This is a genomic window from Photobacterium sp. GSS17 (genome assembly GCF_028621875.1).
Taxonomy (GTDB): domain Bacteria; phylum Pseudomonadota; class Gammaproteobacteria; order Enterobacterales; family Vibrionaceae; genus Photobacterium; species Photobacterium ganghwense.
In genome coordinates, this window is sequence record NZ_CP117517.1 from 57,712 (window position 1) to 71,707 (window position 13,996).

The window sequence follows — 13,996 nt, forward strand, 5'->3', positions numbered from 1 at the left end:
GAACCCCAATATGCAGCAAACGATCTCTTGCCGTGAGACACCTCATGCAGAGAACCAAAGATAAAGGAGTATGCCGTGTCTGTATCTATTCAGGGCGCGTTTCCGGCACGCCGTATGCGTCGCATCCGCAAACAGGATTTCAGCCGCCGTCTGGTGTCTGAGGCGCAAGTGTCGGTCAATGATCTGATTTACCCGATGTTCATCCTGATGGGCAAAAACCGCCGTGAAGCCGTCGAGTCCATGCCGGGGATTGAACGTCTGTCGATTGATCTGATGTTGCTGGAGGCTGAATATCTGGCCAAGCTGGGCGTTCCGGCGATCGCTCTGTTCCCGGTGGTGTCGCAGGACGCCAAGTCGCTGTGTGCCGCGGAAGCGCACAATCCGGAAGGGCTGGTGCAGCGTGCGGTTCGCCTGCTCAAAGAGCATGTGCCGCAGATGGGGGTGATCACCGACGTTGCGCTTGACCCGTTCACCACTCACGGTCAGGACGGCATCATCGACGACAATGGTTACGTGCTGAACGATGTCACCACTGAGGTACTGGTGAAGCAGGCGCTGTCTCACGCGGAAGCAGGGGCGGACGTGGTGGCACCTTCCGATATGATGGACGGCCGCATTGGCGCGATCCGTCAGGCGCTGGAAGAAGCCGGTCACGTCAATACCCAGATCATGGCGTATTCGGCCAAGTATGCCTCCCACTATTACGGTCCGTTCCGTGATGCAGTCGGCTCGGCCGGTAACCTGAAGGGCGGCGACAAAAAAACTTACCAGATGGATCCGGCGAACTCAGACGAAGCGCTGCATGAAGTGGCAATGGACGTCAACGAAGGGGCGGACATGGTAATGGTCAAGCCGGGGATGCCGTACCTGGATGTGGTGCGCCGGGTGAAAAGTGAGTTGCAGGTCCCGACGTTTGCTTATCAGGTGTCGGGCGAGTACGCGATGCACATGGCGGCCATTCAGAACGGCTGGCTGAAAGAGCGCGAGACTATCATGGAATCGCTGCTGTGCTTCAAGCGGGCGGGTGCCGACGGTATCCTGACCTACTTTGCCAAGCCGGTAGCGGAGTGGCTGGCCGAAGAGGCCGCGGCCCGTACTCAGGCGCTGGCAGAGAAGCCGGAATAATGCCGGGCTGACCGGAATCAGGCATTGATACCAAAACGAGAAGGCTGGTGCGACACCAGCCTTTTTTGTTTATAAGGTGTAAGGGTCAGGCTCCTGCTCACACTGAGTCCGGCAAGACGGAGCCCGGCGATGGCCGGAGCTAAAGCCAGAGCCAGAGCTAAAGCCAGAGCCAGAGCCAGAGCTAAAGCCAGAGCCAGAGCCAGAGCCAGAGCTAGGGTTAAGGCTTGACGTTGCGGTTAATCGGGTTTTGCAGCGAGATCAGGGTTTCGGTCGACTGCACTTCATCGATGGCCTGAAGTTTGTCAATCAGGACATACTGCAGCTCCTCAATCGACTTACACATCAGTTTGACGAAAATGTTGTACGCCCCGGTGGTGTAATAGGCTTCCACCACTTCATCCAGCTCGTTGAGTTTGGCCAGTGCGGAGTGGTAGTCCCGGGCGGCATTGAGGTTAATCCCGATAAAGCAGCACACATCGTAGCCCAGTAGCTTGGGATTGATCACGACTTCGGTCCCGGTGATGATGTTCGCCGCCCGCATTTTTTCGACCCGGACATGGACGGTGGCTGGGCTGACATTGAATTTCTTGGCCATCTCCGCGTAAGGCGTACGGGCGTCATGCATCAGGGTGTTGAGGATTTCACGGTCGAGGTCATCGATTCGGACAGACGTGGTCATGGTGAGGCAATCCTTTGTTGGACCGGCCGGTTTCATCCGGTCTGGTCGTAATTTATACTGCTATCAGTTAAGCTCTTCAATTATATCAGACATTTGCTGCCAGCTGGGCAGCGGCTTTGCAGGTAACACGTCGCCACGGGTGGGTTGCCACGTCAGGAATAACAATACGGGACATTCGAATTTATGCGGTTTCTCGCGGTACTTTTACTGGTCTGGTGGCTACCGGCGCAGGCGATGGATGACGACAAAGATACGCTGGTGATCCATTCCTACCATCAGGGCATGCGCTGGACCGACTCGCTGCAGTCGGGCATCGAGTCAGTGACGCGGGTGAAGGGGATCTCCCTGCATGTGAATTACATGGACAGCAAGCGCTACCAGTCCAAAGGTTACATGCAGGAACTGCTGGATTTGTACCGGACCAAGCTGGCGGAAAAACACTACCGCGCTGTTGTCGCCTCCGATGACAACGCGTTGTGGCTGGTTAACGAGCTGGCCGGGGAAATCGGCGAGACCCCGGTGATCCTGGTCGGGGTCAACGACTACCATCCCGATAAGCACCGCAACCTTAAACGGGTACTCGGGGTGCTGGATCAGAGTGACCCGTCAGACAACATTACTCTGGCGCTCTCAGTGCAGCCGGATCTGGCGCACCTGTACGTGATTGCCGACCACACGGTGACCGGGGAAGCCATGTGGAAGAAAGTGGTCAATTTCCAGCAGACCAATTTTATGAACCTGGACATTGTCCGGATGGACACCAGCACTTTTGCCGATACTCTGGCCCAGTCTGCGCTGCTGCCCGCGCAATCGGCCATTCTGTATCTCAGCTACTACCGTGACGGGCAGGGGCGCTACATGACCAGCACCGATTTGCTCACCCAGCTGACTGAGCGGGCCTCAGTGCCGGTTTACTCCCCGTACCGTTATTCGCTCGACAACGGGGTGATTGGCGGCGTGATGACCAGTGGGTTTGACAAGGGGCGACAGGTCGGCCAGTTGCTGATCAAGGTACTGAACGACGAGGCGCTGGAGTACCCGTACTTTATCCGCAGTACCGGCAAAGCCATCTTCAACTACCCGGTGCTGCAGCACTGGGGGCTGAGTGTCGACAACAGTGAAATGCTGATCCTCAATCAGCCGGAAAGCTGGTTCAACCGTTACCGGGGTGAGATTCGGGTGCTGACCGTCGCGCTCAGTGTCATGGGCGGGGTGATTGTGCTGCTGGCGATCGTGATCCGCCGGCTGCGCAAAGGCGAACAGCGGCTGCGCCAGAGCCGGGCGCTGTTCGAGGGAGTGTTCGATCAGAGTTTTCAGTACATCGGGATTCTCGATGACACGGGCCGGCTGATTTCCGGTAACCTCGCACTGCACGAGCTGGTCGGGCGCTCAGTGGTAAAGTATGACCGTCCGCTATGGCGCTGGAGCTGCTGGTCATCCAAAGCGATGGACAAACTGCGGCAGGGGTTTGAGGGCGCCGGGTTTGACCAGTCGATCCGGCTGGAAGTGGAAATCCAGAGCCACGACAACGGTGGCCGGATGCTGGATGTGGCCGTCAAGCGTCTGCCCGGTGAAGAAAGCGGGCAGTATCAGCTGCTGTTTGAGGCGCGTGATGTCACCACCCGTCACCAGATGGAAGAGAAACTCCGTGAGCGTGAGGTCAGCTACCGCCTGCTGTACGAGCAGCAGCCGGTGATGCTGATGACGGTTGACCGCCATGCCCGTGTCCAGTCAGTGAACCAGTTTGCCGCCGACTTGCTCGGCTACAGCAAACGGGAGCTGCTGGGCCATAAAATTGTCGATTTCTATCACGGCACCACACTGATGCCGCAGCAGTTTATTGCCGCCTCCCGTGAGCAGGGAAATCAGCGGGTGTGGCGGCGCCAGTTGCGCTATTGCTGCGCCGACGGCCGTCAGGTCTGGATCCGGGAGACTATTCGTCAGACCCAGAACTGCCAGCAGCTGCTGGTGGTCGGGGAAGACATTACCTCGACCCGCGAGCTGGAAGCCAAGCTGGCTCATCAGGCGAGCCATGACTTCCTGACCGATTTGTATAACCGCAGCCATTTTGAACAAGTACTGGAAGAGGCGCTGACCGAAGCCCGCGAGGAAGGGGCGCGCCATGCCATGTATTACCTGGATCTCGACCAGTTCAAAATCATCAATGACACCGCTGGGCACGAGGCTGGGGATGAGGCGCTCAAGCAGGTCGCGCTCCAGTTACGGGCATTGATGCCATCCCACGCATTGCTGGCGCGTCTCGGTGGCGACGAATTTGCCATCATCCTCCATCATTGTGAGGCGGAGCCAGCGGTGGAATTTGGCCGCCATATTCTGCGGACGCTGGAAGAACTGGAGTTTTACTGGAAGAACACCCGCTTCAGTTTCAGCGGCTCTATCGGCTTGCGCCTGATTGATGAAACCGCCGGGTCGTCGCAGCAGGTTCACGCCCAGGCCGATACCGCGTGTTATGCGGCTAAGGATGAAGGGCGCAACCGGCTACATTTGTACCATCCCGATGATGAGGAGCTGCGGCGGCGGGAGCTCGAAATGGAGTGCGTCAGCCAGATCCGCCGGGCCCTGGCAGATCGCCAGTTTGAACTGTATGCCCAGCAGATCGCCCCGCTGGCATCGGGCGGCGATGGCCACCACTATGAAATTCTGATCCGGCTGCGCAATGATGATGGCGAAATGGTGTCGCCTGCGCTGTTCATGCCGGCCGCAGAACGCTACAACCTGGCCCACCGGATTGACCGCTACGTGGTTGAACAGGTGGTGGACTGGCTGGTGGCACACCCGGATGCAGTTGCGCAGCTGGAAATGTGCGCCATCAACCTGTCCGGTCAGTCGATGGGAGACAGTGAGTTCGTCCAGTTCCTGGTCGATAAGATCAGCCGCTCCGGCCTGCCGACTCATAAGCTCTGTCTGGAAATCACGGAAACCGCCGCCATCGGCAACATGAGTGAGGCGATCCTGCTGTTTACCCGGCTGAAAAATCTGGGATGTCGCATATCGCTGGACGATTTTGGCTCCGGGCTGTCGTCGTTCGGTTACCTGAAACGCCTGCCGGTGGATATTATTAAGATTGACGGCATGTTTGTCCGCGATATCGCCGACGATGATATGGATCTGGCGATGGTCAAAGCCATCAATGAACTGGCAAAGAAGATGGGTAAACAGACCGTTGCCGAGTTCGTCGAAAGTGAGGCCATTCTGACGCGCCTCAAAGCGTTGGGCGTCGATTATGCCCAAGGTTACCTGTTTGGCCGTCCCCAACCGCTGGAAGCGCTGGTGCGCCAATTGAGCAGGCAGACGGAGGTGGTATAATTCCCCTCTTTTATGGTGTGCCGCTGCGTTAAACCACCGCAATTGTCGGTGAGGCGGGCGGTCACCACCGATTTTATCCAGGTATCCCGGAGAGCCGCGTGCAACTAGCCCTGATTTGTGAACACCCTGACCGCCAACCAGAACTTGATCAGCTTGCCCAGCGCTGGGGACTGGAGCATGACCCTGACAGCCCGTTTGCGCTGGTGCTGACCGCGGAGCGGCTGGAACTGCTCAAGCGCGATGAACCTAAGCTGGGCGCGGTATATGTGGATCTGGCTGGCGGAGCGGCGGCCCACCGACGCAAGTTCGGGGGGGGCCGTGGACAGGCCATTGCCAAGGCGGTCGGCCTCAAGGGTGGGGTGATGCCGACGGTGGTGGATGCCACTGCCGGACTTGGCCGTGATGCATTCGTACTGGCCTCGCTGGGCTGCAAGGTGCAGATGGTCGAGCGCCATCCGGTGGTAGCGGCGTTGCTGGATGACGGGCTGCGCCGGGCCCAGGCGGATAGTGAAATTGGTGAGTGGGTGACGGAGCGCATGACCCTGCTGCATGCGTCCAGCCATGATGCGCTGGAGAAGCTGGCCGCGGATCCGGCCTTTGCCGCACCGGATGTGGTGTATCTGGATCCGATGTATCCTCATAAGAAGAAGTCCGCGCTGGTGAAAAAAGAGATGCGGGTTTTCCAGAGTCTGGTCGGGGCCGACAACGATGCGGATGCCCTGCTGACCCCGGCGTTGAGTCTGGCGACCAAACGGGTGGTAGTGAAGCGCCCTGACTACGCGGAGTTTCTGGCCGGGCAACAACCGTCGACGTCGATTGAGACCAAGAAAAACCGGTTTGACGTTTATGTCAAAGCGGCCATGAAGTAGCCCTGTCGGTCGCTGGTGATTGCGACGGGATAGCGGTATAGTCAGCCGGTACATACGGGAGCGACCCTCTGCAAGGAGGTGGCCCGGAACCGAGGAGAGGGAATGGCCAGAACATTATGTAAATACCGCCGGGCTGAGATTGCGGATAAATTCACGACCATCAGCCAGATTGTCAGCCTGCCGAAATACGTCTGCCGCAGCTGCGCCCGTTCGGCGAGTGAGAAAAGCTACTTGTGTAAGCCAAGTACCCTGCAACTGCCGGGTGGCAAGCGTGCGGCCGTCATCACCTCGGCGTTGCCTGCCGTAGCTCAGCCTGCGGTTGTTGCGGCGGAGCCGGTCATGGCTCCGGCACCATCGCTGCCGGTGGCATATACTGAGCTGCCGGAGCTGGGCAGTATGACGGCGGAAACGGTGTTGCCGATGGGCAAGTCCGGGAAAAAGCAGAGCAAACAACTGAAGAAGCTGCGCAAACTGGCGAAGAAAAAACACAAGCGGTTGAAAAAAGCGGCGAAGGCAGTCAAGCGTTATGAGAAAGCGCTGAAGAAGGCGAGAGGCCTGCTGATCGCTTAAGCCCCGAGGCAAGCCAAAAAAAACCTCCTTACGGAGGTTTTTTTGTGCCGGATTAATTTGAACCTTTGATCAGGACTGCCGTCATCAGGCAAGTGATCACAGAAACAATAATACCGGATACGATTAACCAAGGAAGCATATCCATAGGTAGTTATCCATCTGTTGAGCAACGGGAGGCCCTATTCAATACTGTTTACATTATGCTAGCAATGGGTCGGATATAAGCTGAAACGGCTGTTAACAAATGGAAACAAGTATCTGGTATTAGACACATAATGTATTGTTTTAGAGAATAAAAAAGCACCCATTCGGGTGCTTTTTGTCTCAATATATTATGTTGCAATATTGTTAGTTTTTGGCTGGCAGAGCTAATGTCAGTGCTTCGCGGGACAGGTTGGCTGCTGCCTGTTCATCGTCCAGTTTTTCCATCACTTCGATCAGGTAGCCGTAATCTGTCACGTTAGGACGCAGCGCAATGGCTTTCTCGAAGTGTGTTTTGGCTTCATCCCACTTCTGCTCGCGCATCAGCAGCTGCCCCAGGGCGCTGTGAGTGCTCGGGTTGCTGCTGTCGTAGCGCAGCAAATCCTGCAGGCGAATGATGGCCGGGTGGTTGTCCGGCAGGTTCAGGCTCGGCACCAGCGCGATCAGGCGCTCGTCGCTGCTCTTTTTCAGGGCTTCTTTCAGGACGGTGTAGGCTTCGCTGTCAGCGTTGTGCTCGCTCATCAGGTTGACGAAACAGGCGATCAACTCAGGACGCTGCTTGGCCTTGCGGCTCAGGCTGTTCCAGTGGCCCATCAGGCCTTCACTGCCGTTCTGTTTGGCGATGTGGCGCATGATGCCGCACTCTGCCTGAACTTCCAGTGCTTCGGCTTCTTCGGTGTTGACCACACCGGCTTTCTCCAGCTGTGGCAGGATAGCCAGCAGGGGTTTCCAGTCTTCCAGTTTCAGGTAGCAGTCTTTCAGCAAGCTCAGCAGAACCGGGTTGCGGCTGTGATCCTGCTTGATGCCTTGCAGGGTTGCAATGGCCTGCTCGTACTGCTGCTGACGGTATTGCAGCTTGGCACGGGTCAGGGCCACGGCCAGGCTCTGGCCATCGACATCCGCAGCCAGTTTCAGGTACTCGTCACGCTGGCTGGCATCGCCCTGACCTTGGGCGGCTTCGGCCGCTGCCAGGTAGTTCAGTACCGGAGCATCGCTGTGTTTGGCCGATTTGACCATCAGCTTTTCAGCTTGCTTCCAGTCGCCTTCAATCACTTTGATCAGGCCATCGTTGGTCTGACGGCGGGCCTTGCGGGCTTTACGGCCGAACAGCCAGCCACGGGTTGAGCTGCCTAGGGAAAACAGGCGCTTGATAATGGTTTCCAGCAGGAAGAAGGTGCCAAACAGAATAATCACCAGCAGAATCAGGGTGGTGAGGCTCATCTCCAGGGTCTGGTTTGCAACCGAGATCAGGACATAGCCCTGATTTCCGGCCAGCATTGGGCCTGCAACAATCCCTGCGATCAGTGCTGCGACCAGCAGTAATAGTTTGATCATGCAGGCGTCTCCTCTGTGCTAATCGGCTTCACCTGCTGGCGCAGACGCTCACTGATGGCATCATTGATCAGTGGCTGAGACTTCAGCTGGCTTGGGTAGCTGGCTTCAACCGTTTCCTTGGCCAGTTTGTCGAGCGTAGCAATGAAGCTCTGTACGGCCGGATCTTCGGTGTTGTAGTAAGCTTCGGCCCATTCTTTGGCCATGGTCAGGGAGGCGGTGTACAGCTCGCCCTGCTCGCGGTAAACCGCTTTAATTGCCGTTTCCAGCTTAGACTTGACGTTTTCCTGCAGGTAGAAATCCTGCTTCGGTGACAGCAGCGGAACCACGTTGCCGTCACGCTTGCGGTATGTCACGAAGTGATTGCTGAAGTTTTTCAGCGAGGTCATCAGATTCTGTTTCCAGTCGTCCACTGAGCCGGACACTTCGGTTTTCTCTTCCGCTTCGATTGACTCCGGCAGAACGGCATTGGCCAGCGGCAGTGCAGCAACCTGCTGCTGCAAGCTGGTCAGACGCATGACCAGGCCATCGCGGTCAATACGGGCGACGGCTTTCAGCGCCGTGATGTCGCTGTGCATAGCTTTACGGATTGGGGTTAGGCTTGGGTCGTTCAGCTCGGCGATACGGTGATCGGCAGACTCCAGCAGGACGGTGGCGCTGACGGTGTCATGCTCCAGCCACAGTTTGCGACCAGCCATTTTGACCAGGTAATCCGCTTCAGCCAGCAGCCAGTCGTTAGGACGGCGGCCTTTGATCTCAGCCAGCGCCATTTGCAGGCCGGTGATCGATTTGCCCTGTTGATCCAACGACACTTCGGTACGCTGTTCAATGGCACTGACTTGGGATTTGGTGGCTTGTTGAGTTTCTTGCAGGGAAGATTGCAGGCGGGAAATCTCTTGTTGCAGCGCCGCCATCTTACCGTTTTGCTCCAGCGTTTGCTGGTGGCCGTGGTAGTACAGGCCGGCACCCAGTGCAATCACCAGGGCAATAGCAATGACACCGGTTTTGTTGCCGCTTTTCTTTTCTGCCGGTTGGGCCGGAGCCGCTTTAGCAGTTTGATCGGCTTTGTCGGTGTTTTTGGCCGTGGCCGCTTTGTCGCTTTGCGGCTTAGTGCTGGCAGTCGTTTCAGCCTTGGTTGATGCTGCGGATTGTGATTGATCTGCAGAGCTCTGATTATTGGTTTTTTTATCAGTCATCCGATTTTCCCATTGTGCCTATTTTGCTTAGGGTCGTGAATAACGGGCCGTTGGCCGCGCTGCCCACATTGGAAATTAAACGAAAACCAAGCTGGTGTGCTTGGTCGGCAATTCGCTGGCTTGGTACGAATAGCTGGCATTGATAAAACCAAGCCTTGGCGTTGTCGGGTACAAGGCTGGCCAGAAAGGCCAGTTGTTCGCCGCTGGTGACAACCAGGGAATCAACCCCGGCATTTTGCCACTGTTGGCACAGCGCATGGCCATCAAGCGATAACCAGTTGCGCTGATAGGTTTCACTGTAGTTTACCGCCGCCCCGTGTTGCTGCAGGTGTTGGTAAATCAGTTCACGGCCGCCGTTGCCACGCAGGATAAGTACCCGCCTTCCGCTTACCTGGGTAAGAATGGGCAGGGCCAGCAGTCCCTCGCTGTCGCAGCGCGCTGACGGTGTGTGTACCGCCTGTCCTGTATAGGTTTTCAACGCAGCGGCGGTTTTATGGCCGACTGCTATATAATGCACGTTTTTTGGCCAGCTGACACCCACCGACATTAAGTAATTGTGCGCTAGGTTGGCAGCGTGGACACTGACAGCAATCAGAAAATCTCCATTTTCCAGTTGCTGCAGTTGTGCAGGTAAACAAGACAGGGTTGGCCCCGGCTGGATATCCAGCAAGGGCTGAGAGAGTGCAGCGATCCCCGCGGCATTAAGCTGCTGAGCCAGTTGCTCGCCATCCGGCGCCGGGCGGGTGATCAGTATGGTCATCAGGCGTTGCCGTACAGAGCATCAAGAATAGTACGGGCGCCGTCATTCAGTAGCTGCTCGGCCAGCGTGGTGCCCAGTTGCTCGGCGTCGGCAGCCGGGCCGCGGATTTCACCACGCACGATGTGGCTGCCGTCCGGCTCGCCCACCAGGGCACGTAGCCAGATTTGATCGCCGTCCAGCTCGGCATAGCTGCCGATAGGAACCTGACAGCCGCCCTGCAGATGGTTGTTCATGGCGCGTTCGCATCGCACCCGGGTCGCGGTTTCCTGATGGTTCAGGGCTGCCAGCAGACCCAGCACGCGCTCGTCATCCAGGCGACACTCAATACCTACCGCGCCCTGGCCGACTGCCGGCAGGCTTTCTTCCGGGGTAATCGTGCTGCGGATGCGGTCGTGCAGTTTTAGGCGCATCAGGCCGGCACAGGCCAGGATAATGGCATCGTACTCGCCGTCATCGAGTTTGCGCAGGCGGGTATTTACGTTGCCGCGCAGGTCTTTGACAATCAGATCCGGACGGCGGGCACGCAGCTGGCACTGACGGCGCAGGCTGGAGGTTCCCACGATCGCACCGGTCGGCAGTTCATCGATGTTGTTGTAATGGTTGGAGACAAACGCATCGCGCGGGTCTTCGCGCTCACAGATGGTGACCAGGCCCAGACCTTCCGGGAATTCGACTGGCACATCTTTCATGGAGTGCACCGCGATGTCGGCACGCCCTTCGAGCATGGCGACTTCCAGCTCTTTCACAAACAGCCCTTTACCACCCACTTTGGCCAGTGGGGTGTCCAGAATAACGTCGCCCTTGGTGACCATAGGTACCAGTTCTACCTCGATGCCCGGGTGGGCTTGTTCGAGCGCAGCTTTTACATATTCGGCCTGCCACATGGCGAGCGGACTTTTGCGGGTCGCAATTCGGATTGGGGTTGTTGACATCGTGTTGGATCCACCATTTTTGATAAAGGGGTGATTACTGGGAGTAATCCTACCACTACTGAGCTGGGAAGGTAATTTATGTGTTGCTGAGAGTGCGGTGACGCAGTATTGTCTTGATATGGACTACGATTAATGTGATATTTCTCACATAACCCTTAAGTGACCGATTGGCGACAATCGGGAAACTGGCGCTTTAGTCAGTTTGTACTAGCTTGAGGAAATCAGGGCTATGGAAAGGTCACTGGCAAGATTTCAGTCCATTTATAACTTGTCATAAAACGTCACTATCTTTACGGTTAATATAAAAACTGTTAAATTGATCACGTTTTTGCTCCCTGGTAGAGCCTTCTCTACACTTTAGTGACAAGATTTGGGCCGCTCTCAAGCTGGCAGCTCTTGGAAGAGTAATTTGCAAAATTTTATCACCACGCTTAACAGCAGACTGGAACAGCTCAACAAGATTCGCCTTGAGCGTGCCTGTGGCGCGATGACGGCGCAGTCAGAGCAGGTCTTTAACCTGTTGCCAGTGTTGCTGCACTACAATCACCCTGCGGTACCGGGTTATCTGGATCAGACCGTGCCGGTGGGGATCGCGTCATTTACTGCCTCGCCGATGCAGCAACAGCTGATCGATGATTGTGCCCTCGCGTGCGCTGCCACTGTGACCCCCCCTGATGCTTCTACTCGTCTCCCAATTCTGGGTTTGTATTCCATGGGCAGTACCGCCTCTCTGGGACAAAGCCTGACCAGCGATCTAGACATCTGGGTCGTTATCCGCACCGATTTGCCGTCTGACGCCCGTTCGGCGCTGGAAGCCAAGTGTGCGCTGGTATCGGAATGGGCACTGGTACAGGGCGTGGAAGCCAACTTTTTCCTGATCGACGAAAACCGATTCCTGGATAACTTTTCCGAAGAAATGACCGGTGAGAACTGTGGTTCCAGTCAGCATCTGCTGCTATTGGATGAGTTCTACCGTTCGGCGGTGCGCCTGGCGGGCCTGTCGCTGCTGTGGTTTATGGTGCCACCGGAAATGGAAGAGTGTTACGACGACTACATCCGCTACCTGGAACAGGGCGGGTTTATTCGTCGTGATGAGTGGATCGATTTTGGCGGTTTGTCCCGCATTCCGGCCGAAGAGTATTTCGGCTCCAGTTTGTGGCAGCTGTATAAAAGTATCGACTCGCCGTACAAGTCAGTACTGAAGGCGATCCTGCTGGAAGCCTATTCCTGGGAATACCCGCACACCCAACTGCTCAGTGTAGACGGCAAACGTCGCTTCTTTGCGATTGACCGTACCGAATTCTGTATGGATGCCTACTACCTGATGCTGGAAAAGGTGACCCGCTATCTGCAGCGGATTAACGATCACCGTCGGTTGGATCTGGTACGTCGTTGTTTCTACCTCAAAACCCATGAAAAGCTGACCCGTCAGCCGGCATCCGGTTCGGTGCCGTGGCGGCGTAAAATTCTGGAAGAGCTGACCGCCAACTGGCAATGGTCAGAAGAGGTGTTGCTGGAGCTCGACAGTCGTCGTGACTGGAAAGTGGAGCAGGTGAAGCGGGCGCACAACGAGCTGCTGGATGCGCTGATGCTCAGTTACCGCAACCTGATCCGGTTTGCCCGCCGTAACAACATTACCTCGGCGATCAGCCCGGAAGACATCAGTATTCTGGCGCGTAAGCTGTACGCGGCGTTTGAGGTGCTGCCGGGTAAGGTCACACTGCTCAACCCGCAGTTGTCACCGGACCTGCATGAGCAGGATCTGACCTTTATTCAGGTGCCGGCCGGGCGTACCAACGCGGCGGGTTGGTATCTGTACAAACAGTCGCTGGACCCGGTTGCCATTCTCGGCCGGGCGTCGCTGGAGCATAACCGTTACCTGAGCAAGCTGGTGGCCTGGGCGTATTTCAACGGCCTGCTGACGGAGTCGACCTGCCTGCATTCGGTGGTGCGCACGGCGGCGATGGATATCGACAAGCTGTACCAGCTGGTGAGCGACATTCGCAACACCTTCCCGATCCGCCGCCCGCAGCCAAGTCTGCAGGCGCTGTCCAGCCCGTGTGAAATTCGCCAGCTGGGGCTGTTCATCAACCTGGAAAATGACCCGACCACCGAGCTCAAGAGCCGTGCGGTCCGGTTTGATTTCAAAAACACCGATATTTTCAGCTATGGTCCGGAGCAACTGTGTCTGGTCGGGAGTGTCGATCTGGTGTACCGCAACTCGTGGAACGAGGTGCGTACCCTGAACTTCACCGGCGAAAATGCCATGCTCGACGCGCTGAAAACCGTGCTGGGTAAAATGCACCAGGACGCGTTGCCGCCGGAGTCGGTGGACGTGTTCTGTTACAGCAAGCACATGCGTGGTCTGATCCGTAACCTGGTGTACCAATTGGTGGCCGAGTGTATCGAGATGCGCTTGAAGCCGGTTGAGCAGGAAAAGCGCCGCCGCTTCAAGGCGATCCGGATTGGCAGTCAGACCCACGGCCTGTTCTTCGAACGCCGCGGGGTGTCGGTGCAGAAGCTGGAAAACTCAGTCGATTTCTACAGCTGTATTTCGTCGAACAAGCTGATTGGCTCGGCCAGTCTGGTGATGGGTAAAACCGACGAGCCGCACCCGCCGGAAATCGTCGATGCCTATGCCAGCGAAGGGTTGATCCAGTTCTTCTTTGAAGACTGTGCCGACGGGTTCAACATCTACATTCTGGATGAAACCAACCGGATTGAAGTGTACCGCCAGTGCAGCGGTGACAAAGACGAGATGGTTCATGGGGTCAACCGCTTTTACACCTCGGCCCATGAACGTTTCAGCTATAGCGCCAATTTTATTAACTTCAACCTGCCGCAGTTCTACGACATTGTGCGCGGAGATAATGGCGAAACCCAGGTCCTGCCGTTTAAGAGCGGGCAGCAACCGACCCGTCGTCCGGCCCCAGTGATGGGTGGCGGTGCCGCGGTCTTGAACCTGTCGTCACGCTAAGTCTGATCAGCCTTATCAAATAAAAAAA

General features: G+C 56.6%; 10 protein-coding genes. 5 read left to right on the forward strand and 5 right to left on the reverse strand.

What is annotated here, in order from left to right; genetic code table 11:
* Positions 1 to 75 precede the first annotated feature (75 nt).
* Positions 76 to 1,125: a porphobilinogen synthase gene (gene hemB, locus PGW97_RS00275; protein WP_047887045.1), complete on the forward strand. Its 1,050-nt coding sequence runs from the start codon at positions 76 to 78 to the stop codon at positions 1,123 to 1,125.
* Positions 1,126 to 1,342: 217 nt separating this feature from the next.
* Here the strand turns inward: hemB and asnC are convergent, their stop codons facing one another.
* Positions 1,343 to 1,804 carry a transcriptional regulator AsnC gene (asnC, locus tag PGW97_RS00280; RefSeq protein WP_047887046.1) on the reverse strand — a complete coding sequence of 154 codons (462 nt, stop codon included), beginning with the start codon at positions 1,802 to 1,804 and terminating at the stop codon, positions 1,343 to 1,345.
* A gap of 183 nt (positions 1,805 to 1,987) precedes the next feature.
* Here asnC and PGW97_RS00285 point away from each other — a divergent pair, with 183 nt between their 5' ends.
* The 3 genes from PGW97_RS00285 to PGW97_RS00295 all read left to right on the forward strand — a co-directional run bounded on the left by PGW97_RS00285 (position 1,988) and on the right by PGW97_RS00295 (position 6,570).
* On the forward strand, positions 1,988 to 5,131 hold the full coding sequence (locus tag PGW97_RS00285; protein ID WP_273858095.1) for an EAL domain-containing protein: 3,144 nt from the start codon (positions 1,988 to 1,990) through the stop codon (positions 5,129 to 5,131).
* Between the two features lie 98 nt (positions 5,132 to 5,229).
* The gene (locus PGW97_RS00290) at positions 5,230 to 6,000 is read left to right on the forward strand and encodes a class I SAM-dependent methyltransferase (RefSeq protein ID WP_047887048.1); all 771 of its coding nucleotides are present in this window, start codon (positions 5,230 to 5,232) and stop codon (positions 5,998 to 6,000) included.
* A gap of 102 nt (positions 6,001 to 6,102) precedes the next feature.
* Positions 6,103 to 6,570 (forward strand): hypothetical protein, encoded by a 468-nt coding sequence (locus PGW97_RS00295; protein ID WP_047887049.1) that lies wholly within the window; start codon positions 6,103 to 6,105, stop codon positions 6,568 to 6,570.
* Between the two features lie 348 nt (positions 6,571 to 6,918).
* On the opposite strand, the gene PGW97_RS00300 is transcribed toward PGW97_RS00295, so the two are convergent.
* From PGW97_RS00300 to hemC, 4 genes are read right to left on the reverse strand one after another with little or no spacing between them, the layout of a single operon-like run.
* Positions 6,919 to 8,106 carry a heme biosynthesis protein HemY gene (locus PGW97_RS00300; protein WP_273858097.1) on the reverse strand — a complete coding sequence of 396 codons (1,188 nt, stop codon included), beginning with the start codon at positions 8,104 to 8,106 and terminating at the stop codon, positions 6,919 to 6,921.
* Positions 8,103 to 9,299 (reverse strand): uroporphyrinogen-III C-methyltransferase, encoded by a 1,197-nt coding sequence (gene hemX, locus PGW97_RS00305; RefSeq protein WP_217391743.1) that lies wholly within the window; start codon positions 9,297 to 9,299, stop codon positions 8,103 to 8,105. The genes PGW97_RS00300 and hemX overlap by 4 nt, the downstream gene beginning before the upstream one ends.
* Positions 9,292 to 10,059, reverse strand: a complete 768-nt coding sequence (locus PGW97_RS00310; RefSeq protein ID WP_047887052.1) for a uroporphyrinogen-III synthase — start codon at positions 10,057 to 10,059, stop codon at positions 9,292 to 9,294. The genes hemX and PGW97_RS00310 overlap by 8 nt, the downstream gene beginning before the upstream one ends.
* On the reverse strand, positions 10,059 to 10,991 hold the full coding sequence (hemC, locus tag PGW97_RS00315) for a hydroxymethylbilane synthase (protein ID WP_047887053.1): 933 nt from the start codon (positions 10,989 to 10,991) through the stop codon (positions 10,059 to 10,061). The genes PGW97_RS00310 and hemC overlap by 1 nt, the downstream gene beginning before the upstream one ends.
* Positions 10,992 to 11,400: 409 nt before the next feature.
* On the opposite strand from hemC, the gene PGW97_RS00320 reads away from it, so the two are divergent.
* Entirely contained in the window at positions 11,401 to 13,968 is a 2,568-nt protein-coding gene (locus PGW97_RS00320) for a class I adenylate cyclase (RefSeq protein ID WP_047887054.1), read from the forward strand.
* Positions 13,969 to 13,996: the final 28 nt, after the last annotated feature.

Bases quoted from the DNA above. Each gene is read 5' to 3' on its own strand.
- PGW97_RS00285 (WP_273858095.1), top strand. From the start codon at position 1,988: ATGCGGTTTCTCGCGGTACTTTTACTGGTCTGGTGGCTACCGGCGCAG.
- PGW97_RS00300 (WP_273858097.1), bottom strand. From the start codon at position 8,106: ATGATCAAACTATTACTGCTGGTCGCAGCACTGATCGCAGGGATTGTT.
- PGW97_RS00310 (WP_047887052.1), bottom strand. From the start codon at position 10,059: ATGACCATACTGATCACCCGCCCGGCGCCGGATGGCGAGCAACTGGCT.
- asnC (WP_047887046.1), bottom strand. From the start codon at position 1,804: ATGACCACGTCTGTCCGAATCGATGACCTCGACCGTGAAATCCTCAAC.
- hemC (WP_047887053.1), bottom strand. From the start codon at position 10,991: ATGTCAACAACCCCAATCCGAATTGCGACCCGCAAAAGTCCGCTCGCC.
- PGW97_RS00295 (WP_047887049.1), top strand. From the start codon at position 6,103: ATGGCCAGAACATTATGTAAATACCGCCGGGCTGAGATTGCGGATAAA.
- hemX (WP_217391743.1), bottom strand. From the start codon at position 9,299: ATGACTGATAAAAAAACCAATAATCAGAGCTCTGCAGATCAATCACAA.